21 protein-coding genes and 1 other RNA gene are annotated in these 20,361 nt (G+C 64.3%); 11 read left to right on the forward strand and 11 right to left on the reverse strand.

The genetic code is table 11. The annotated features are described in order from the left end of the window. The first annotated feature begins 29 nt into the window (after nucleotides 1-29). The 4 genes from accD to ACELLULO517_RS29025 are packed head-to-tail and all read left to right on the forward strand — an operon-like array spanning nucleotide 30 to nucleotide 2,766. On the forward strand, nucleotides 30-926 hold the full coding sequence (gene accD, locus ACELLULO517_RS01630; protein WP_227305208.1) for an acetyl-CoA carboxylase, carboxyltransferase subunit beta: 897 nt from the start codon (nucleotides 30-32) through the stop codon (nucleotides 924-926). A 13-nt stretch (nucleotides 927-939) separates the two neighbouring features. Next, complete coding sequence (locus ACELLULO517_RS01635) at nucleotides 940-2,247, forward strand: bifunctional folylpolyglutamate synthase/dihydrofolate synthase (RefSeq protein WP_227305212.1); 1,308 nt, start codon at nucleotides 940-942, stop codon at nucleotides 2,245-2,247. 57 nt (nucleotides 2,248-2,304) lie between these two features. After that, nucleotides 2,305-2,484, forward strand: coding sequence for a hypothetical protein (locus tag ACELLULO517_RS01640; protein WP_227305214.1), 180 nt, complete (start codon nucleotides 2,305-2,307; stop codon nucleotides 2,482-2,484). A 3-nt stretch (nucleotides 2,485-2,487) separates the two neighbouring features. Next, nucleotides 2,488-2,766 (forward strand): type II toxin-antitoxin system RelE/ParE family toxin, encoded by a 279-nt coding sequence (locus tag ACELLULO517_RS29025; RefSeq protein ID WP_227305217.1) that lies wholly within the window; start codon nucleotides 2,488-2,490, stop codon nucleotides 2,764-2,766. A gap of 5 nt (nucleotides 2,767-2,771) precedes the next feature. Here the strand turns inward: ACELLULO517_RS29025 and crcB are convergent, their stop codons facing one another. The 4 genes from crcB to ACELLULO517_RS01665 all read right to left on the reverse strand — a co-directional run bounded on the left by crcB (nucleotide 2,772) and on the right by ACELLULO517_RS01665 (nucleotide 5,628). Next, entirely contained in the window at nucleotides 2,772-3,167 is a 396-nt protein-coding gene (crcB, locus tag ACELLULO517_RS01650) for a fluoride efflux transporter CrcB (protein ID WP_227305220.1), read from the reverse strand. A gap of 20 nt (nucleotides 3,168-3,187) precedes the next feature. After that, the gene (speE, locus tag ACELLULO517_RS01655; RefSeq protein ID WP_227305224.1) at nucleotides 3,188-4,054 is read right to left on the reverse strand and encodes a polyamine aminopropyltransferase; all 867 of its coding nucleotides are present in this window, start codon (nucleotides 4,052-4,054) and stop codon (nucleotides 3,188-3,190) included. A gap of 94 nt (nucleotides 4,055-4,148) precedes the next feature. Further along, nucleotides 4,149-4,610, reverse strand: a complete 462-nt coding sequence (speD, locus tag ACELLULO517_RS01660; protein WP_227305227.1) for an adenosylmethionine decarboxylase — start codon at nucleotides 4,608-4,610, stop codon at nucleotides 4,149-4,151. Nucleotides 4,611-4,788: 178 nt separating this feature from the next. Then, a complete protein-coding gene (locus ACELLULO517_RS01665) occupies nucleotides 4,789-5,628 on the reverse strand; it encodes an alpha/beta fold hydrolase (RefSeq protein ID WP_227305230.1) in 840 nt (279 codons plus the stop codon). 215 nt (nucleotides 5,629-5,843) lie between these two features. Between ACELLULO517_RS01665 and ACELLULO517_RS01670 the strand changes: the two genes are divergently transcribed. The 3 genes from ACELLULO517_RS01670 (at nucleotide 5,844) to ACELLULO517_RS01680 (ending at nucleotide 9,536) form a co-directional block, all read left to right on the forward strand. Beyond that, nucleotides 5,844-8,195, forward strand: a complete 2,352-nt coding sequence (locus ACELLULO517_RS01670) for a penicillin acylase family protein (protein ID WP_227305232.1) — start codon at nucleotides 5,844-5,846, stop codon at nucleotides 8,193-8,195. Beyond that, entirely contained in the window at nucleotides 8,192-8,659 is a 468-nt protein-coding gene (locus ACELLULO517_RS01675) for an RDD family protein (RefSeq protein ID WP_227305235.1), read from the forward strand. Before ACELLULO517_RS01670 ends, ACELLULO517_RS01675 begins: the two co-directional genes overlap by 4 nt. A 61-nt stretch (nucleotides 8,660-8,720) precedes the next feature. Further along, nucleotides 8,721-9,536 (forward strand): arginyltransferase, encoded by an 816-nt coding sequence (locus ACELLULO517_RS01680; RefSeq protein WP_227305238.1) that lies wholly within the window; start codon nucleotides 8,721-8,723, stop codon nucleotides 9,534-9,536. Between the two features lie 90 nt (nucleotides 9,537-9,626). On the opposite strand, the gene ACELLULO517_RS01685 is transcribed toward ACELLULO517_RS01680, so the two are convergent. From ACELLULO517_RS01685 to ffs, 6 genes are all read right to left on the reverse strand, one after another. Continuing rightward, a complete protein-coding gene (locus ACELLULO517_RS01685) occupies nucleotides 9,627-10,091 on the reverse strand; it encodes a CsbD family protein (RefSeq protein WP_227305241.1) in 465 nt (154 codons plus the stop codon). Nucleotides 10,092-10,213: 122 nt separating this feature from the next. After that, nucleotides 10,214-10,675: a glycine zipper family protein gene (locus ACELLULO517_RS01690; protein WP_227305244.1), complete on the reverse strand. Its 462-nt coding sequence runs from the start codon at nucleotides 10,673-10,675 to the stop codon at nucleotides 10,214-10,216. A 158-nt stretch (nucleotides 10,676-10,833) separates the two neighbouring features. Next, nucleotides 10,834-11,427 carry a recombination mediator RecR gene (gene recR, locus ACELLULO517_RS01695; protein WP_227305247.1) on the reverse strand — a complete coding sequence of 198 codons (594 nt, stop codon included), beginning with the start codon at nucleotides 11,425-11,427 and terminating at the stop codon, nucleotides 10,834-10,836. Nucleotides 11,428-11,448: 21 nt separating this feature from the next. Then, nucleotides 11,449-11,772 carry a YbaB/EbfC family nucleoid-associated protein gene (locus ACELLULO517_RS01700; RefSeq protein ID WP_227305250.1) on the reverse strand — a complete coding sequence of 108 codons (324 nt, stop codon included), beginning with the start codon at nucleotides 11,770-11,772 and terminating at the stop codon, nucleotides 11,449-11,451. After that, nucleotides 11,772-13,781, reverse strand: a complete 2,010-nt coding sequence (locus ACELLULO517_RS01705; protein WP_227305252.1) for a DNA polymerase III subunit gamma/tau — start codon at nucleotides 13,779-13,781, stop codon at nucleotides 11,772-11,774. Before ACELLULO517_RS01705 ends, ACELLULO517_RS01700 begins: the two co-directional genes overlap by 1 nt. A gap of 91 nt (nucleotides 13,782-13,872) precedes the next feature. Further along, nucleotides 13,873-13,970: signal recognition particle sRNA small type (gene ffs / locus ACELLULO517_RS01710), an RNA gene on the reverse strand. A 70-nt stretch (nucleotides 13,971-14,040) separates the two neighbouring features. On the opposite strand from ffs, the gene nudC reads away from it, so the two are divergent. Further along, the gene (nudC, locus tag ACELLULO517_RS01715) at nucleotides 14,041-14,982 is read left to right on the forward strand and encodes an NAD(+) diphosphatase (RefSeq protein WP_227305255.1); all 942 of its coding nucleotides are present in this window, start codon (nucleotides 14,041-14,043) and stop codon (nucleotides 14,980-14,982) included. 52 nt (nucleotides 14,983-15,034) lie between these two features. Here the strand turns inward: nudC and ACELLULO517_RS01720 are convergent, their stop codons facing one another. Next, the gene (locus tag ACELLULO517_RS01720; protein ID WP_227305258.1) at nucleotides 15,035-15,625 is read right to left on the reverse strand and encodes a hypothetical protein; all 591 of its coding nucleotides are present in this window, start codon (nucleotides 15,623-15,625) and stop codon (nucleotides 15,035-15,037) included. Between the two features lie 143 nt (nucleotides 15,626-15,768). Between ACELLULO517_RS01720 and lptF the strand changes: the two genes are divergently transcribed. The 3 genes from lptF to ACELLULO517_RS01735 all read left to right on the forward strand — a co-directional run bounded on the left by lptF (nucleotide 15,769) and on the right by ACELLULO517_RS01735 (nucleotide 20,356). After that, complete coding sequence (gene lptF, locus ACELLULO517_RS01725; protein WP_227305261.1) at nucleotides 15,769-16,938, forward strand: LPS export ABC transporter permease LptF; 1,170 nt, start codon at nucleotides 15,769-15,771, stop codon at nucleotides 16,936-16,938. Between the two features lie 5 nt (nucleotides 16,939-16,943). Continuing rightward, the gene (gene lptG / locus ACELLULO517_RS01730) at nucleotides 16,944-18,056 is read left to right on the forward strand and encodes an LPS export ABC transporter permease LptG (RefSeq protein ID WP_227305264.1); all 1,113 of its coding nucleotides are present in this window, start codon (nucleotides 16,944-16,946) and stop codon (nucleotides 18,054-18,056) included. 89 nt (nucleotides 18,057-18,145) lie between these two features. Then, on the forward strand, nucleotides 18,146-20,356 hold the full coding sequence (locus tag ACELLULO517_RS01735; RefSeq protein ID WP_227305281.1) for an LPS-assembly protein LptD: 2,211 nt from the start codon (nucleotides 18,146-18,148) through the stop codon (nucleotides 20,354-20,356). The last annotated feature ends 5 nt before the right edge of the window (nucleotides 20,357-20,361 follow it).

The following is a 20,361-nucleotide window of genomic DNA, read 5'->3' on the forward strand; positions in this document are numbered from 1 at the left end:
CTCACCGTTATGGAGTTGAGAGACCGCAAATGAGCTGGCTCACCGAATTCGTCCGTCCCAAGATCCGCACCCTGCTCGGCCGCAAGGAAGTGCCGGATAATCTTTGGCACCAGTGCCCTGCCTGCCAGCAGATGATCTTCCAGCGTGACCTGGAAACCAATCTGAAGGTTTGCCCGCATTGCGGCCATCATATGCGGGCGACGGCGCGCGAGCGTCTGGCCTGGACCTTCGACGACGGCCAGTTCACGCAAATCGACACGCCGCGCGTGCCGCAGGACCCGCTGCGCTTTCGCGACCAGAAGCGCTACACGGACAAGCTGAAGGACGCCCGCGACAAGACCAAGCTGGATGACGCGATCGTCGTCGGCCATGGTCAGCTCGGTGGCCGCAAGGCCGTGGTGGCGGCCATGGAGTTCGGCTTCCTCGGTGGCTCGATGGGTGCCGCCGTGGGTGAAGGCATCGTCGCCGCCGCCAAGTTGGCGGTGCTGCAGAAGGCGCCGATGATCATCTACACGGCCTCTGGCGGCGCCCGCATGATGGAAGGTGCCATCAGCCTCATGCAGATGCCCCGTACGACGATCGCCGCACAGATGGTGAAGGAAGCAGGCCTTCCCTATATCGTCGTGCTGGCTGACCCGACGACAGGCGGCGTGACGGCCAGCTTCGCCATGCTGGGCGATATCCAGATCGCCGAACCCGGTGCCATGATCGGCTTCGCCGGTGCGCGTGTCATCGAGCAAACGGTGCGCGAGAAGCTGCCGGACGGATTCCAGCGCTCTGAATACCTCTTCGATCACGGCATCATCGACATGATCGCCCGGCGCCACGACCTGCGCGATACGCTGATCCGTGTCACCAGCCTGCTGCTGCCGCCGGTGATTGTCGAGCAGCCGACGCCGTCCCCCTCCACCGAACTCGCGGCCTGAGGGGCCAGAGACTTTGGCCGGCCTCGCCATTCGCGAGCGGGAACGGAGCCAGGATCCGCGGGTTGACGGGATTCTGGAGCGGCTGCTGAGCCTGTATTCGCGCGCCATCGACCTTGATATGGGGCGGTTGCTCGATCTGCTCGGCAAGCTCGGCAATCCGCATCAAAGACTGGCACCCGTGCTGCACGTGGCCGGGACCAACGGCAAGGGCAGTACCTGCGCCTTCGCTCGCGCCGTCGCGGAAGCTGCCGGACTCAGGGTTCAGGTCTATACCTCACCGCATCTGATCGATTTCAACGAGCGTATCCGGCTGAGCAACGGCCTCGTGTCGCACCGCCGGCTGGCAGACGCGCTCGAACTTGTCGAACGGGTGAATGGTGGCGCGCCGATTACCGTCTTCGAGGTCATCACGGCGACGGCCCTCGTGCTGTTTGCCGAGGATCCTGCCGATCTCTGTATTCTGGAAGTGGGGCTAGGCGGGCGCGGCGATGCGACCAATGTCATTGCCAGGCCGGCTGCCTGCGCCATTACCTCCATCTCCATCGACCATCGGGATTTCCTCGGTGACAGCCTGACCGGCATCGCGGCCGAGAAGGCCGGGATCATCAAGCCGGGCGTGCCCGTGGTGACGGGCGCGCAGAGGCCCGAGGTGCTGGAGGTTTTTGCCCGGATTGCGGCTGAGCGCGGCGCCCCTTTGGCGATGCGTGACCGGGATTGGCGCATCACGCCGACAGCGGATGGGCTGGATTTTGCCGATTCCCATGGTTGCCTGTCCCTGCCCTTTCCGTCGCTCGTCGGGCCGCATCAATATGATAATGCCGGCATTGCGGTCGCGGCCCTCCGCGCCTCTGGTCTGATGATCCCGGACCGGGCTTTTGCGACCGGTCTGGCCCATGCCGAATGGGCCGGGCGCATGCAGAAGCTGGGTGGAGCTTTGCTGTCCTTGCTGCCAGGCGGCTGGGAGCTTTGGCTGGACGGCGCCCATAATCCTGGTGCGGGCGTCGCCCTGGCCCAGCATTTGCCCGGATGGGCGGATCGCCCGCTGCATCTCGTCATCGGTATGAAGCAGGGCAAGGACGCCGCGGAATTCCTGAAGCCGATGCTGCCCTTCGCGGCCTCCGTCTGGGCGGTGGCCGAACCCGGCCAGCATCTGGCGCTGCCGGTCGAGGATGTGATTGCGGCCTCGGGCGGCGTCGCGCGACACGGCGGCACGGTAGCGGACGCCTTACGCAAACTGGCAACAGAAGCGCCGGCGGGACCAGCCCGCGTGCTGGTCTGCGGCTCCCTTTACCTCGCGGGCGCGCTGCTGCGGCAAGTGTAATGCCCGGCGCATTTGTCGATTTTGTGCTAAGCTCTCATCGGTCATTGAGGATTTGAGATGGCAGATCCGAACCCACAATCGGTCTTTGACCTCGAAGCCGATGCGGCAGTTGAGGCTCGGCTCGATGCGGAGGCAGAGGCGGAGGTGGCTGCCGGCCAAACCGTACCGCACGACAAGGTCCGCATTTGGCTGAAGGATCTGGCTCAAGGCCGAAAGACTCCGCCGCCAACACGCTGAGGCATGCGTGTTATTTGGACTGACGCAGCGCTTCGCGGTGTCAGCCGCGCTTATGACTATCTTATTGAATTCAATCCATACGCTGCACAGCACCTGGCCGAAGGTCTGCTGAGAACGGGCGAGACCCTCAGCCATTTCCCCCATCGCGGAAGGCCCGTAACAGGCACTGCGTTACGGGAGATTGTGGTGACGCATCCCTATATCCTGCGTTACCGCGTGCAGAGTGATGAGGTTGTCATCCTTCGTGTTCGGCACGCCTCACGGAAGCCGACGACGCCGTAAGACGCCTATCGTGACAGCAGCGATGCTGTGCCGAGATAGCCGGCGGCCGACGCGATCAGGCAAATCCCGACCGAAAGCACGATATTCGCGAAGGCGGCGGCCATGCGCCCTTCCCGCAGCAATTCGAAGGTCTGCAGGCTGAAGGACGAAAACGTCGTGAAGCCGCCGCAGAAACCCACCATCAGGAAGATGCGGACTTCCGGTCCGCCGACCGACCGGCTTGAGGCGAGCGCAGTTGCCGCGACAATGCCGATGATCGCCGAACCCACGACGTTAATGATCATCGTGCCCCAGGGAAAACCCATGCCGAGCATGCGCGCGACCTGTGTGCCGACCCAGGCACGGCCGACGCTGCCCACAGCGCCACCGGCCGCGATCAAAAGATAGGTCGTCGCGTTCATCGCTGACTACCTCGCCCTCATCAGACGGGCAGATGCTCGGCGATATAGGGCGGCAGCTGGAAGGCAGAGTAATGCACTTCCGGCGTCCAATAACGGGTGTGGCCCAGAATGCCCGCCGTTTCGGCGCGCGCGCGGATGGTTGCGACGTCCACATCCGCGATGCCCGGCTGCTTGGCGGCCCAGCCCAGCGTCATGAAGCCGCCGACATAGGTCGGCACAGCGGCAACATAGGCGCCGACATGCGGGAAGAATTGGCGACGGCGGAGGCTGGTTTCACGCAGCTCATCCGCCTGCATGAAGGGCACGCCGCATTGGTTCACGATAAGACCGCCGTCCGTCAGGATACGGGCGCTGTTCTCATAGAATTCATCGGTGAACAGAACCTCGCCGACGCCGATTGGATCGGTCGAATCGACGATGATGACATCGAAACTCGCATCCGGCGCGCGGCGCACATAGTCGATGCCGTCACCGATGATGACTTCGCCACGCGGATTGGTCCAGGCGTCCCCGGCGATCGAGGGCAGAAATTCCTTCGACAGGCGCACGACTTCGCCGTCGATCTCGCACATCACCGCCTTCTCGACCGTGCTGTGTTCCAGCACGCGGCGCAGCACGCCGCCGTCACCGGCACCGATGATGAGCACACGCTTCGCATTGCCATGGGCCAGCAGCGGCACATGGGTCAGCATTTCCTGATAGACGAATTCGTCGCCTTCGGTGATCTGAATGGCGCCGTCAAGCACGAGGACACGGCCATGGCTTTCGCTTTCGAAGACCACGATGTCCTGAAAATCGCTCTGCACGCGCGCCAATTCGCGCGTCACGCGGAAACGCTGCCCCCAGCCAGGATATAGCGTTTCGTTCAGCCAGCTGTCAGTTGCCATGCCGGTGCTCCAGGTCGATAGGCGCTGGCCCGCTCGCCATGGGGATCATAGCGAACGAGACGGCCTGGTTTTCGGTAGGGAGAGGTAGAGGAAATTATTCGCCGCGGCTGCCGCGGCGCTGCTCATCAAGGTCGATGCGCGACGGCGAGAAGGCCGCTTCCAGCACCGGAATGCCGAGATTCGGATCGCAGTCACCGCACATGAACATGTCGATGGCGGCGAAGTTCTTCTCAGGCCAGGTGTGGATGGAGATATGACTCTCCGCCAGCACCAGCACGCCGGACACGCCGCCGTTGGGCGAGAAGTGGTGAAAATGCGAATGCAGGATCGTCGCACCGGAAACGGTCGCGGCTTCGCGCAGCGCACGGTCGATATGATCGGGTTCAGCGAGATTGCTCGCTCCCCACAGATCGACCAGCAGATGCATACCGGCAAACCGCTGCCCGTCGCGTTCGATCCAATAATCCTTCTGCTCTTCCGCCTGAGCGGCCGTTGCAGACATCTGGTTCTCGCTCGGGAAATCCGAGACCATCCCCAGTCGGGCAAGTGCGTTCATGCGCATGCTCCCTCAACCAGTAGACGGCCTGTTGGACATGCCACCGTAGCATGCCCCCTGGGGCCAAGGCGGCGGGTTATGCGGTCCACGGCCCCCGGGCGCAAGTGAAATTATGAGTCATGCGCTCCCCCCGGCTATGCGCTGGGGGAAGGAAGGCGTGCGCTTTACGAGGATCGGGTCAATTTTCTGCCAGGAACCCCCGTATCGCGGAGATGGTTTTGCCATCCATCAGCGCCGGCGCGTGGCCGACGTCGGGCAAGGTCAGGCTCTGGGATCCCGCCTGCTCCATCTCCAGCAGCGTCTCCTCCAGAAGAAGATCGCTCAACGCACCACGGATCGTGAAAGTCGGGATCACGATCTTTTCCCAGAACATGCGCAGATCGACGTCTGCGGGCTCCTGCGCCCGGAACGCCTCGGCGATCGCCGGATCGTAATGAAGGGTGACATTGCCGTCCGGCAGGCTGCGGCCCGAATACTCCGCCATCTCCGCCCAGCCGGCGTCGTCCGGCACGCCGAAGGACGCGTGGACGACACGCAACAGCGTCTCCAATGCCGCCTGATCAGGTAAGACAGGCGCCGGCTGCATGTAGTCGCGGATGCGCGCGATGGCGGCGGCCGGAATGAAAGGCCCGACGTCGTTGAGCACCAGCTTGGTCAGCGGCGTCTTGCTTTGGGCCGCCAGGATCATGCCGCAGATGCCGCCCAGGGAGGTGCCGACCCAATGGACCGCCGGCGGCAAGGTGGCCAGCAGCGCGCCCAGGGCCGTCACATAGGTCAGCGGCTGATAGAGGGCGGGACCGGACAGCCAGTCCGACAGGCCACGGCCGGGCAGATCCGGGCAGATAACATAGAAATCATCTGCCAAAGCCGTCGCCAGGCGGTCGAAATCCCGCCCCTGGCGGGTCAGGCCATGCACGCAGACAACCGGCGTACGATCAGGCTCTCCCCAGGCCGTATAGGCCATGTCATGAAAGCCGTCGGCGAGAAGGTAACGCACGCTCTTCTGGCTCGGTTGCATCGGAAGCCTCCTTTGTCCGGTCGGGTCACGAATGTTCCCACCCCTGTCATGCAGACTGCACTTGAATCTTCTGCGACACTCATGAACCTGACGCGCCGCTGCTTTCAATCACGGGGACCGAGACCATCGCTCAAATCGCGCCCAAGGCCGAAACGGCCGGCAAGTCCCGTCGTTTCAGGCTGGTGCCCCGGCGTTGGCGGCGGCGGCTGGCGGGCGTGGGCATTGTCCTCGGTCTGCTGGTGGTGGTGCTGGCCGCCCTGATCTGGCGCATCCTGCCGCCGCAGGACGATACGCTGCAACTGGCCGCCGTGACCGACCCTGTCGGCGTCACCTTCGACAGCAACGACATTCCCTTCATCCGCGCGTCGTCCGATACCGATGCCGCGGCCGCCCTCGGCTATATTCACGCGCGCGACCGCTTCTTTCAGATGGATCTGATGCGCCGCGCGGCGGCCGGCGATCTGGCAGCGTTACTCGGCTCTGCCGCGCTGCCGAATGACCGCGAAATGCGCATGCTCGGCATCCGCGAGAGTGCCGAGGCCGATCTGCACGATCTCTCCCCCACCGCTCTGGCCGAATTGCAGGCCTATGCGGATGGGGTGAATGCCTGGTTGCGGAAGCGTGGCCGTTTCACCGCGCCCGAATACCTGCTGCTCGGCAAGCCCGCGCCTTGGACCGTGGTCGACAGCCTGCTGTGGGGCAAGACCATGGGGCTTTGGCTCTCGGGCAATTGGGGCACCGAACTGTCCCGGCTTGCTCTATCCGGAAAGATGTCGCGGGCGAAGATTGACCAGCTCTGGCCGGCCGCGCATGGCAACGTGCCGGCGGCCGACGAGGTGCAGGCCGGCCTGCCTTACCCGAAGGCCCTGGCCGCGCTCGCGGAAAACGCACTCAGCCGCATCCGGCATTTCCCGCAACCCTTCACCCAACCGGCCCAGGCCTCCAATGAATGGGCAGTCTCCGGCGCGCATACCGATACCGGCCAGCCTCTACTGGCGGGCGATCCGCATCTTGCCTTCGGCTTTCCCGGCATCTGGTATCTGGCGCGGATCGACACGCCGGAAGGCATGCTGGCAGGCGCGACCGTGCCCGGCCTGCCCTTCGTCCTGATCGGCCATAACGAGCATGTCGCCTGGACCTTCACGACGACCGGCGCCGATACCCAGGACATCTTCATCGAGCATGTGACGGCAGACGGGCAGCATTACGAAACGCCCGACGGGCCGCTGCCCTTCGGTCATCGGCGCGAGGTCATTCATGTTCGCGGCGCGGCCGATGTGGTGATGGATGTGCGAACGACCCGCCATGGGCCGGTGATCGCGGATGGCCCCGAGGCCCATACCGTGCTGGCGGTCGAGATGGGCAATCTCGCCCCGCATGATACCGACGCCGATGGGCTGATGATGCTCAACCACGCGCGCTGGGTCTCCGATGTCGGGCTGGCGGCACCGCATATCACCAGCCCCGTGCAGAACCTGATGACGGTCGATACCGCCGGCAATATCGCCCTCTACACAACCGGGCGCGTGCCGATCCGCCGCAGTGGCGACGGCGCCTGGCCGGTGGATGGCGCGGACGGCCGCCATGACTGGACCGGCTGGGCTGCGGGCGATGCCTTGCCGCAAAGCGTGAACCCGCCCTCCGGCGTGCTCGTCAATGCCAATGAGCCGACCGTTCGCCCTGGCTTTCCCGTCAATCTCGGTCGCGACACCTACGGCGATTGGCGCGGGGCGCGCATCCGCGACCTGCTGGCCGCGCAGCGCCCGCAGACCCTGGCGCGTTTCGCCGGCATGCAGATGGATGTGGTGAGCGTCTATGCGCGACGGCTCATACCGGCGCTGACCGCCGTATCGCTGCCCGCGAACGATCCTGCGGCACCGGCCGCCACGCTGTTGCAGCACTGGGACGGCAGCATGGCCCGCGATCTGCCGCAGCCGCTTGTCTTCAATGCCTGGATCCATGATTTCGGCGAAGCCGTGCTGAAGGCCAATGGGGTGGACCCTGACGATGCACCGGTCCTGATGGACAGTTTCGTCCAGTCGCTGCTGCGGCCCGCCCCGGCTGGTTCTGCGCCCGATAAGGACGGCCCTGTCGCCTTGTGGTGCCAGGGCGATTGCCAGCCTTTGTTGAAACAATCGCTGGAGCATGCGGTCGCAGATCTCAAGCATTTCTACGGCAGCGACCCGAGTGACTGGCGCTGGGGTGCGGTCCATGCCGCGCTTTTCGCCCATCCCGTGCTGACCCGGCTGCCCGTTCTGGGCTTCCTGGGCCGGACCGAAATTTCGGTCCCCGGCGATGCCACCACGGTCGATGTCGCGGCCCCGGGCTTTCTGCCGCGCCGCCAGCAATTCACCGCCCTGCACGGCCCCGAACTGCGCGGCGTCTATGACATCTCGAACCTCGACCGCAGCCTGTTCGTGATCGCGCCGGGCCAGTCCGGCGATATCCTGGACCCGCATGCCTTCGATTTCCTGCAACGCTGGCGCGCGGGCGGGCGCGTGCAACTCGGACCGGAGCCGAATGTTGTTTCCCGGCAGATCAGGATCATGCCAAAGTCACATCCGTGACAACGTTCAACGCCATGCCGATCGACGATGACAGCCTGACCTGGGGCGTGCCCAGCCGTCGGGTCGGGGCGTTCCTGATCGACGGCTTTCTCATCGGTCTGCTGACGCTAAGCTTGTCCGTCAGTTTTGCGATCCTCCATGTCATGAGCCTCGGGCTGCTGCATGGGCCGGCGCATCTCATCCTCATCGTCGGGCTTATCTACGAATCCTGTTTCATCGCGAGCCCGGCCATGGCCACGCCCGGCGAGATGCTGGTCGGACTGCAGATCCGCCGGTCGGACGATCTGGGGCGGCCGACGCTGCTGCAAGGCATTGCCTTCACGGCGCTGCTGTATCTGACGCTGGCGGCAGGGGTGATTTGGCTCGGCGTTGCATTTTTTACCCATCGCCGCCGCACGATCCATGACATGATCTCAGGATTGGTCGTCGTGCGGGCCGGGGCGCTTGCACCGCGCCGCTGGTGATGACGCATTAGCTGGGGATTTGGAAAAGCGTGGCGCCTGAGGCGGGAGGCTTAAAGCGGCGATGAACTACCGGACGATCCGCCGACCGAATTTCTTCTACACGACCGCGCCTTTGCCCTGCCCCTACCTGCCGGGTCGCACCGAACGCAAGGTGGTCACGGAACTCACCGGTCCCGATTCGGAAGCGCTGCATGACCGTCTTTCGCGCGCCGGCTTTCGCCGCAGCCATAATATCGCCTATGCGCCGGTCTGCCCAAGCTGCAAGGCGTGCGTGCCGATCCGCATTCCAGTGGGATTGTTCGAGCCTGATCGCGGGCTGCGCCGCATCGCGCGCACCAATATCGCGCTGACCGGCCGCGAAGTGCCGGCCATTGCAACCGTCGAGCAGTTCCAGCTGTTTCAGCGCTATCAGCGCGCGCGCCATGGCGACGGCGATATGGCAGCAATGAGCTTTTACGATTATCGCGCGATGGTCGAGGATACGCCGATCGAGACCTTCCTGACGGAGTTTCGGGATCCGGCCCAGCGCCTGGTCGGCTGCTGTCTGGTGGACAAGCTGGGCGACGGCCTCTCGGCGGTCTACAGCTTCTACGAGGCTGACGGCGCGTTCAAATCTCTCGGCACCTTCACCATCCTCAATCTGGTCGAGCAAGCCAGAGCGATGGGCCTGCCCTTCGTCTATTTGGGCTATTGGGTCGCTGAGAGCCGCAAGATGGCCTACAAGACGCGCTTCCAGCCTTGCGAAATCCTGTCCGGCGGTGCCTGGCGTCCGATGATGGCGGACGGATCGGTGGCGGAGGCCAACAAGGACGAGGCAATATTCAGCGAGGCAGTCGCCAGCATCCTGCCTGCCGAAAGCGAAATGCCCGAGGCCTGATGGCTGCGTCGGCCCGCTGCTTGCCCGCACAAACAGGTAGGCCCGCGGACTAAATCCGCGGGCGACTCAAGTTAACAGTCAGACTTCGTCTCAGCTCCAGCGGCGAATCGCGCGGCGGTAGCGCGGCTCCGGCTCGGCCGTGAAGGGGCTGGACGGCGAGTGCAATAGATAGCCGGCCAGATAGCCAATGGCCGCGACACCGATGAGGGTGAGCAGCGGCTGTTCCTTCACCGTGCTGGCAATGGTCTGCCCGGCGCTCGAACCCGCCTCATAAACTTTGCTGCCGACCTGGCTCGCCGTCGCCTTCACGGTTTCAGCCGTGTCGCGAAATTTGCCGTGGGCCTGGCTCGTGGCTTCCGAGAGGGTTTCGGCCGCGTCGGCAGCCACGGAATCAATGGTGTCGCGCGCATCGCCCCAGGCCTGCTGGGCGCGGCCCGCGACCTGATCGACCTTGCCCTCGGCTTCGGTCTTGGCATCGCCCGTAAAGCTGCCGATGCCTTCCTTTATGGTACCTTTCGCTTCGGAAAAGGCACCTTCGACATGGTCCTGGTTCATAGTGCAGCCCCTTCTTCTGGTTGCATCGCCATGCCTGTCAGTCGGCACAGCCTCATTGCAACTTAGATGGGGGCGTTTTGCGCGGAGGGAACTCCCTCCGCACATTAAAGCCGTTTTACCGGTTAGTAGCCGTAGCCGGTCACGATGCCGTTGCCCTTGGAGGTCATGCACTGGGCATAGGCATTGTTATAAATCTGCTGCAGGCCCTGCCCCGCACGCTGCGTCTGGCTGGCACCGACGGCCGAACCGCCGAGCAGACCCGCGCCGGCACCGATCGCTGCACCGGCACCCGCATTGCCCGCGGCCGCACCCAGCAGAGCGCCGGCGGCAGCACCAAGGCCGGTGCCGATCGCGGCCGTGACCACGCCGTTTTGCTGGGTCCTCTGCGTCGCCGCCGGATAGGCGACCGCCTGTTGCGCATAATTGCGGCAGGAGTAATCCTCGTTCTGGAACAGCGTCAGATTTTTGCCCGCGGGCGGGACAGAGGTAATGGTCGGCCCTGTCGGCGTCGGTGCCGCGCAACCGGCGAGCAAGGCTATCGCTGCCACAGGCACCGCAAGCCGGATAACGTTAAGCCGCTTCATCTGTCGTCTCCCTGAAGGCCTTGGCCAAGCTTTTGGCTGGGTCTGAAAAGCAGATCAACCTATTCATTGTAAAACACATTAACACAGCGAAGGATTTTGCTCGCGCCGCATTTAACGCAGTCCCACGCGGGTTTCCCCCTCGATCCGATGACAGACGATCATGCCGGGCGCCGCGCGCGCAAAGCGGTCGACAGCGTCCCGTCATCCAGCACTTCCAGCGCGCCGCCGATGGGCACGCCCTGCGCGACGCGGCTGACGATGACCCCGCTTGGCCCCAGCCGGTCGGCCAGAAAATGCGCGGTCGCCGCACCGTCGACGGTCGCACCCAGCGCCAGGATGACCTCCTGCACCGCGCCATCCGCCAGACGCGCCAGCAGAGCCTGGATATTGAGATCCTCGGGTCCGACTCCACCGAGCGGCGACAGCACGCCACCGAGCACGTGGTACAGGCCGCGATGCGCCGCCGCGCGCTCGATCGCCCAGAGGTCGCCGACGCCTTCGACGACGCAGATCAGTGATCGGTCGCGATGCGGATCGCCGCAAATCGCGCAGGGGTCCTGCGCATCCAGATTGCCGCAGGTTTGGCAGATACGAACGGCGCGGCCGGCATCGACCAGCGCCTGCGCCAAGGGCAGCATCCGCGTCTCCGGCTGCTGCAACAGCTTCAGCGCGGCCCGCCGCGCGCTGCGCGGACCCAATCCCGGCAGACGGGACAGAAGTCCGATCAGCCGTTCGACTTCAGGACCACCCACGCGTGAACCCTCGAAGCCGCCTCAGAACGGCAGCTTCATGCCCGCCGGCAGCTGCAACCCGCCGGTCGCCTTCTGCATCTCTTCGGCCGCCATGGCATCGACCTTGCGGCGTGCATCCGCATGGGCTGCGAGGACGAGGTCTTCCAGCATCTCGGTCTCATTCGGATCGGCGAGCTTGGCGTCGATCTTGATGCGCTTCATGTCGCCCTTGCCGCTGAGCACGACGGTCACCATGCCGGCGCCCGCCTGGCCTTCGACCTCGGCACTCTCAAGCGCGGACTGCATGTCCTGCATCTTCTGCTGCATCTGGGAGGCCTGCTTCATCAGGCCGGCGAGGTTTTTCATCACTCAATCTCCATGTCAGTGTCGTCCGTCAGTTCCGCATCCGGCGGCGCGAAATCCGGCAGGTCATCGGGCAGCAGGGCGCCGGACGCGGACTCCGTCTCGGCATCGGCCCCATGATCGTCAGTCACCACCATCGGCGGCAGGCGGTATTCATCGGCCATCGGATCGCGCACGCCTTCAAGCTTGGCACCCGGAAAGGCATCCATGATTGCGAGCACGAGGGGATGCTCCGAGGCTTCCTGTTCCCGCTGATTATCGGCCGCCGTGCGTTGCTCATCGATCGTCGCCTCGCCAGCTGCGGTCGAAATGGCGATGGTCCAGCGCTGGCCCGTCGCTTCCGCCAGCAAGCCAGCCAGCCGAGATGCAACGTCGCGCGGGGCATCGGGCTTCGGCCTGATCTCGATGACAGGGGCCGCAAACCGCACAAGATGCACGGAGTGCAGAAGATGGCCATACAGGGTCATCTCCTTCAGCTCGCGCACGAGGGAGATGACTTCGCGGAAGCTCGCCGGCGCCACGACGACGGGCGTGGGCTCCGTCGGTTCGGGCATCGCTGCCGGTGTTACCAGCGCCTGCGGCACGGCCGCGGGCATAACGTCGATCGGTGAAGCATCCGGCACCGCGCGGAGCATGGCCATGCCACCGCCACCGCCACCGCCGGCCATGACGGCACGCGGCCCGTCGCCGCCGCTCGGCAGCGCGAGGCTGGGTGCTGCCGGGCGCGGCAATTCCCCGCCGGAGGTCAGCCGCTTCACAAGATCGCCAGGACTTGGCTGGTCGGACAGATAGCAGAGGCGGATCAGCACCATTTCGGCCGCCGCCCGACGGTCCGGCGCCTGTTCCACCTCCTGCACGCCCTTCAGCAACATCTGCCAGGCACGGCCGAGGACGGGAATGGAGAGCCGGTCGGCAAGCTCGGCACCGCGCCCGCGCAGGATCTGCGGCAGGTCCGGGCTGTTCCGCAAAGCGAGCGAGGCCTTGAGCCGGCTGAGATTATGGGTGAGCGACAGCAGATCCTGCAACACAAGACCCGCATCTGCCCCGCGCTCATGCGCCTGATCCAGGGCGGCAAGGACGGATGCCGCGTCGCCGGTCATGATCCGCTCGAACAGGTCGAAGACCAGGCCCTGGTCGGCAAGGCCGAGCATATCGGCGACCGCATCGGCGGTGATCGGCTGGGGCGCCCCCGACCCATCCTGGACCGAGCCCATGACGATCGCCTGATCGAGAAGTGACAGACCGTCACGTACCGAACCATCGGCCGCACGCGCGATGATCTCCAAAGCTTCGGGGGAAACCGACACCTTTTCGGTTGCCGCGATACGTCCGAAATGCGCGGCCAACTCGGTCGTCGAAACACGGCGAAGATCGAATTTCTGGCAGCGCGACAGAACCGTGATCGGCACCTTGCGCAACTCGGTCGTCGCGAAGACGAATTTCACATGCGGCGGCGGCTCTTCCAGCGTCTTCAACAGCGCATTGAAGGCGTTGCGCGACAGCATATGGACTTCATCGATGATGAAGACTTTGACCCGTGCTTCCATCGGACGGAAGCGGGTCGCCTCAATGATCTCACGCACGTCGTCGACCCCGGTGCGGCTCGCCGCATCCATCTCGATCACGTCCGGATGGCGGTCGGCCATGATCGCCCGGCAATTGGAGCAGACACCGCAAGGGTCGGCGGTCGGGCCGCCCTGCCCGTCCGGGCCGGTGCAGTTGAGGCAGCGGGCGATGATGCGGGCCGTGGTGGTTTTGCCGGTGCCGCGCACGCCCGTCAGCATGAAGGCATGGGCGATACGCCCGGTGGCGAAAGCGCGACGCAGGATTCGCACCATGGCGTCCTGGCCGATCAGATCCTCGAAGCGACTCGGCCGATAGGTGCGGGCCAGCACACGATAGGGGGCCGCCTTGGCCGGCAAGGCGGGCGCAGGCGCGTCGCCGAACAGGCCAGGGCCAATGGCCGGCGGTTCCGGCAGCAGGTCAGCGGAGGAAGGATCGGTTTCGGTCACGCGACCTTCTAGACGATAGGAAGCCCGCCAAAGCAAGTGCAGAAGCCATTGCGCCGACGGCGGGCCTGTGTGCGATCACGATTTTGGGAAAAGCGGGGGGCCGGACACCGACCCGAGCGGAACTCGTTGCGGCTGCTTCCTTCCGGACCTGACCGGGTTGGCAAGGCGCTCGTCCGTTGCCGACCCCCCTGACGCGGTTCTCTACGCGTCCAAACCTGCTCTCGCAAGCACCATCACGACTTGTCCAGGCGCGCCGGCCATGCGACGAACGCTTGTGCCCCAGACATCGCCCTTCTCCCGAATCAGTCCGACCCGCGCCAACGTCTATACCGGCAGCCCGCTTGACAGGGTCGCCGAGAGACGTGGCGATGACGGCTATATTGCCGCCGCACTCGCCGCCCCGCAGGCCCTGGTCGCCCCCATCTGGCGCGCGCAAAGCCTGTTCCGTGCCGAAGGCGTGCGGTTCTTCTCGCCCGCGGACACGGTGGGCTGGGGCATCACCGAGCAGCACTGGATTTTCCTCGGCCTCTGGCATGAGCGCCCTGTCTTCACCCTGGACCTTAATCATCTTGAGGACCCGCTGACCGTGCTGGCGGCCCCAGGCGCCGAATTCGCCGATATCCGTCATCGCGGCGGATTGCTGACGCCGGACGAGGGCTCGATTCTCGCCCATGCGCGGGGTCTCGTGCATTGGCAGAGCCGCACCCGTTTCTGCGGCGTCTGCGGCAGTGCGTGCGTTCCGCAAAGCGCCGGTCACGTCATGCATTGCACGGGTTGCGGCACCGATCATTTTCCGCGCTCGGACCCGGCCGTGATCATGCTGGTGGTTCGCGACGACCGCGTGCTGCTCGGTCATGCCTCCCGCTTCAAGGAGGGCATGTATTCCACCCTCGCCGGGTTCGTGGAGCCGGGTGAAAGCCTGGAAGAGGCTGTGCGGCGTGAGGTTTTCGAGGAGACCGGGGTGAAGGTCGGCGCGGTCGGCTACCACTCCAGCCAGCCCTGGCCTTTCCCCCAATCGCTGATGCTCGGCTTCTACGCGGAGGGGCTTTCGGAAGAAATTACGTTCCATGACGCCGAACTCGCGGACGCGCGCTGGTTTACCCGTGCGATGTGCCTGGACCCGGAGGCCCATGGCTTCCTGCTGCCGGGACCGGACAGTATCGCGCGCCGGCTGATCGAAGATTGGCTGACTGCGGGCTGAGCCTTAGCTCGCCGGATGCCGGTCCGGCGGGACGATTTATTTTATCAAAATGTTACCGCCAACGGCCGAGACGCGTGAGCAGCCGGACGCGGATCGCCGCCAGCCGGCGGCCGCTATGGCGCGCGCCAGGCTCCACCGGACCAATGAGCAAGCCTGCCCGCACCCGTCGCATGGCCCGCCTGATGTGTGACAGCGGTTCCCGCATCCGTCCCATCGCCCAGTGACGGGCTGCCTCAACCTTGCCATGCACCCATGCGAACCATCGGATCGTCATCAGGGCAGGACGGCAGGCTTGATAGATCCAGAGTGCAATCAGAAGTCCGACGCCCTTGATCAGAACAGCGACAAGGGTCGCGGCCAGGAATTTGCGCTGGGCGAGCAGATAGGTCGCATAGAATCCGCCGATATGGCTCATCGCCTCGGGGATGATGAACAGCGGCAGAATGGCCCAGGGCGGCAGCCGGCCAATCGTCGCCTCCAGCAGCCGAACCGGCCGCCAGCGGCGCAGCAGCCGCGCGCCGGCCTGAAGGCCGATCTCGAAGGCAACGAGGAGCAGAGCCAGGGGAAGGAGCAGCGCATCGCGCAAACGCCGCCCAGGAGACCGAACCGGCGTCCTGGCTGGGGGCGGCTTCGTTTTTGTCATGTGTTGCCTATAGCCGGAACCGCTCAGGGATGGCAGGCGTCCATGAAGCGTCGGGGGTCTTTTTGTGAAATCCGGCAGGCTCCGGTACAAGCGCGCCCTTCGGGTGGCGTCGCCGCGTCGAAACAAGGATATGATCACTGCTGATGGCCGCCCCTTCCCTGTTCCGTAACCCGCTGACGCGGCTCAATCGCTATATTCTGCGTCAGATTCTGGGCGCGCTGGTGGCGGTGACGCTGGCGCTCGTCGCGCTGATCTGGCTGACGCAGTCGCTCCGCTTCGTCGAGCTGATCGTCAATCGCGGCCTGTCGCCCTTCGTCTTCCTGCGGCTGACGGTGCTTCTGGTGCCGAGCTTCGTGGCCGTCATCCTGCCGATCACGATGTTCGTGGTCGTGCAGTTCATCTATCAGCGGCTCTCCGGCGACCGCGAACTCACGGTCATGCGTGCAGCCGGGCTGTCCCCCTTCGCGCTCGCCAAGCCGACGCTGATACTGGCGACCGGCGTGGCCGTGCTCTGCCTCTGGCTCAATATCTGGATCGTGCCGGCCAGCTTCACGGCCTTTCGCGAATACCAGTTCGAAATCCGCAACCGCATTGCGGCCTTCCTGATCCAGGAAGGCGTGTTCACCACAATTTCAAACAATCTCACGGTCTATGTGCGCAAGCGCGACCCGAGCGGCGATCTGCACGGCATCATGGTGGATGACGAACGCAACCCCGCCAATCCAGCCACGATCATCGCTCAAAGCGGACGGATCGAGCCCGGCCGCACCGGGCCGCAGGTGATATTGTTCAACGGCGCCCGGCAGGAAGTGGACAAAAAAAGCGGTCGCCTCAATCTGCTGACGTTCAGCGAAAACACCATCAACCTGTCGTCGACCGCCAGCGACGACGACGAGCGCTTCCGCGACGATTCCGAAGTGTCGCTGCATGACCTGTTGCACCCGGCGCCTGGGGAACTGTTGCCGCAGGACGTCCCGAAATGGCGTGCAGAGGCATACCGGCGGCTGTCCGAGCCCTTCACCGTGGTATCCTATGCCCTTGTCGCATTGGCCTCGGTCCTGACCGGCGCCTTCCGCCGCCATGGCGGGTTTGCCCGCCCCGCAATCGGCGTCGCCATCACGGTCGGTCTGGTCGCGCTCGGTCTGAGCGTGGGCAACCTCGCGGCCCGCAACAGCGCCCTGCTGCCGCTCGTCTGGATCCACGCGATCCTGCCGGGGGTGGTCGCTGCCTGGCTGCTGTTCCGGCCGGAGCGGATCCACGTGCCGCGTGTCGATGAGACCGCGACGCCCACCGCCGGCAAGGCCGAGGTCTGACGCCCGTGTTCCTATCCCGCATTCTCGCTACCTATATCAGCCGGCTTTTCATGCTGTCGGTCATCGCCATGCTCGGCGCGCTGACCGGGCTCGTCTCTCTGTTCGACTTTCTGGAGCTGCTCCGCCGCTCGGCAACAAGACCGGACGCGAGCTTCGGGCTGGTTGTGGAGATGGCGCTGCTGCGCATGCCCTGGGCGATCCTGGAAATTTTGCCCTTCGCCGTGCTGCTGGGCGGCATCTGGGCCTTCTGGCGCCTGGCCCGTTCGTCAGAACTTGTAGTCGCGCGGGCCGCCGGCCTCTCGGCCTTCCAGTTTCTGCTCGGCCCGATTTTCTGCGCCTTCGGCCTTGGCGTCTTCGGGGTGGTCGCGGTAAGCCCGGTATCCGCCATGCTTTTTGCGAAGGCGAATGCGCTGGAGGAGACTTTCCTGGATGCTGGCGGTGGACCGCTCGCTCTTAACGGCGGCCAGCTCTGGCTGCGCCAAGGGGATGAAACGCGGCAGCATGGCGGCGTCGCCATTATTCATGCGAACGGCGTGAAGATGAGCAACAAGGTGCTCACGACGGGCCCGATGACGGTCTTCCGGATCGGCTCGAACGACAAGATGATCGACCGGATCGAGGCGCAGAGCGCGCGGCTGACGCCGGGCGACTGGCTATTGGCCGATGCCCGAGTCCTGATCCCGGGCCAGGTGCCGACAGCCCCGCAATCCCTGTCGCTGCCGACGGAATTGAACGTGAACCGCATCCAGCAAAGCTTCGCGGCCCCGGACGCGCTGTCCTTCTGGCAGTTGCCGGGCTTCATCCGCATCCTGCAGAAAGCTGGATTTTCGACGGTCGCGCATCGCCTGCGCTTCCAGGCCTTGCTGGCCTTGCCCCTGCTGTGTGCGACGATGTCTCTGGTCGCCGCTGGATTTTCGATGCAGACGAGCCGCCGGGGCGGTATTGCCCGCATGATCGGTGGTGGCGTCGCGTCCGGCTTCGCTTTGTTCATGCTATCGCAGGTCGCGCAGCAATTCGGCCAGTCCGGCGCGCTGCCGGTGGTGCTGGCCGCCTGGGCGCCGGCGGCTGCCGGTCTCATGCTTGCCTTGTCGTTGCTCCTGCACCTCGAAGACGGTTGAGGGTCCGCCTAATGTCTCAGACTTCTCCCTCCAAGCGGGGGCGCAAGACCCGAACCCTTGCCGCCCCGCGTCGTCCACGCGGACAGGCGATGCGTTCGGCCGTCTGGCGGCAGGCGCTGCTCGGCGCCGTGTCGCTGATCAGTCTGACGGCGCTGGCGCCGCATCTCATTCAGGGTGCGTTGGCCGATGCGTCAGGCCCGACCTTCGACCGCAAGCAGCCGGTCACCTTCAAGGCCGACCGGATCGACTACAACCAGAAGACGAATATCGTCACGCTGTCGGGTCATGTCGAAGCCTGGCAGGCAGGTCACGTACTGTTCGCGGACCGCGTGCTGTTCGACCGCAATACCAATATCGCGGATGCGGTCGGCCATGTGGTGCTGGTCTCGCCCGACGGTCAGGTCGTCTATTCCAACTACGCCGAGCTCAGCCAGGACATGACCAATGGCGTCATGAGCGCGATGAACATCAGCTTGCCGCAAAATGCCAAGCTCGCCGCCAACGGAGGCCGGCGCACCGAGGGCAAGGTCAATGAGCTGAGCCGCGCCGTCTACACGGCTTGCGACGTCTGCGACAAGCATCCGAACAGCTACCCGCTCTGGCAACTCACGGCCCGTTCCGCGACGCAAGACGTCGAGCACCATATGATCGAATACAAAGACGCGACGATGGAACTCTACGGCGTTCCATTCTTGTGGCTGCCGTATTTCGCGCATCCCGATCCGACGTCGCCGCGTGTCAGTGGCCTGCTGATCCCGAGCGCGGGCTATAACAGCCATATCGGCGCCTTTGCGGAGATTCCGTATTATTGGGTGATCGATAAATCAACCGACGCCATCATCACGCCCATCCTGTCGAGCGACGAGGGCATCGCTGGCGACGTGAAATTGCGCCATTCGTTCAATTTCGGCGATATCAACGTCAATGCCTCATCCGGCTTCGACAAAGGCAACCTGCAGGGTGCCTTGTTCGCCGATGGTACCTTCGATCTGGATAGCGCCTGGCAGGCCGGCTTCAACGTATCCCGCGCCTCTTCGGTCGCTTACCTGAACGACTATTCGATCCTGCCGAATACGAATGAGCTGGAAAGCGAGCTCTACCTTCAAGGCTTCGGCCACGGCTCCTACGCGCGCATCGAATCGAGCTTCTACCAGGGCCTTGTCGGCAGCGTGACCGACAGCGAGCTGCCGCTGGTCCTGCCCTATGCCGCCTATGCCTATAAGGGCGACCCGGACGGCTGGGGCGGTACCACCTCGATCGATGCCAGCGCTTTCAACATCCTGCGCACGTCGGGCACCAATACGCAGCGCGCCGCCATCAGCGGCACCTATTCGCTGCCCTTCCAAGACAGCATCGGCGAACAATGGAGCGCCGACCTGCATGTCGATCTCGCCGGCTATAACGCTGATAACATAAACGAATTCCCGAACTACGACACATCGGCCACGCATGCGTCCGAGCTGCGCGGCCTGCCCCAATTCGCCATCAACTACCGCTATCCGATCATGAACGAGGCGGGTTCGCTCGGTTCGCAGCTCTTTGAGCCGATCATCCAGCTGATCGCGGCGCCGATCATCAGTAACGACGTCAATGTCACGAACATTCCGAACGAGGACAGCTACGACTTCCAGTTCACGGACGCGAACCTCTTCGGATTCAACAAATATCCCGGCATCGATCGGCTGGAAAACGGCATGCGCGCGAATGTCGGATTCGAGAGCGCATGGTATTTCAACAATGGTTCGCGCCTCGACGGATTGATCGGCCAATCCTACCGCGCCCATACCGATGATACTTTCGCGCCGGATTCCGGCCTGAACGACAATGTCTCGGACGTCGTCGCCCGCCTGACTTATACGCCGGCAAGCTGGCTGGACTTCACCTATCGCACCAGGCTCAACCACAAGAGCCTGCAGGACGAATATACGGATACCTTCGTCTCTGCCGGCGTTCCGGCGTTGCGCGTGACCGCGGGTTATCTCTATTCGGCGGTCGACCCTTATTACTATTACGACGGCAGCCCGCCGCCGGCTGAATATTACGTCCCGCGCAGCGAGGCGACCTTTGGCCTGACCGCGGTGCATGGCGGCTGGAACTTCAACGGTGCCGTTCAGCAGAATATCCAGAGCGGTCAGCTCGACAGCACCAATGTCGGCATCGGCTGGCAGAATGACTGCCTTGGCCTCAACCTCAGCTACATCCACAGCAATACGACCATTGCCGGCGAGGACGGGTCCACCACCGTTCTCTTCACTGTCACCTTCAAGACAATCGGCGCCATTGGGTTTAACGCACTCTAATATGC

Origin of the sequence: Acidisoma cellulosilyticum, assembly GCF_020621385.1 — a bacterium.
GTDB lineage: Bacteria > Pseudomonadota > Alphaproteobacteria > Acetobacterales > Acetobacteraceae > Acidisoma > Acidisoma cellulosilyticum.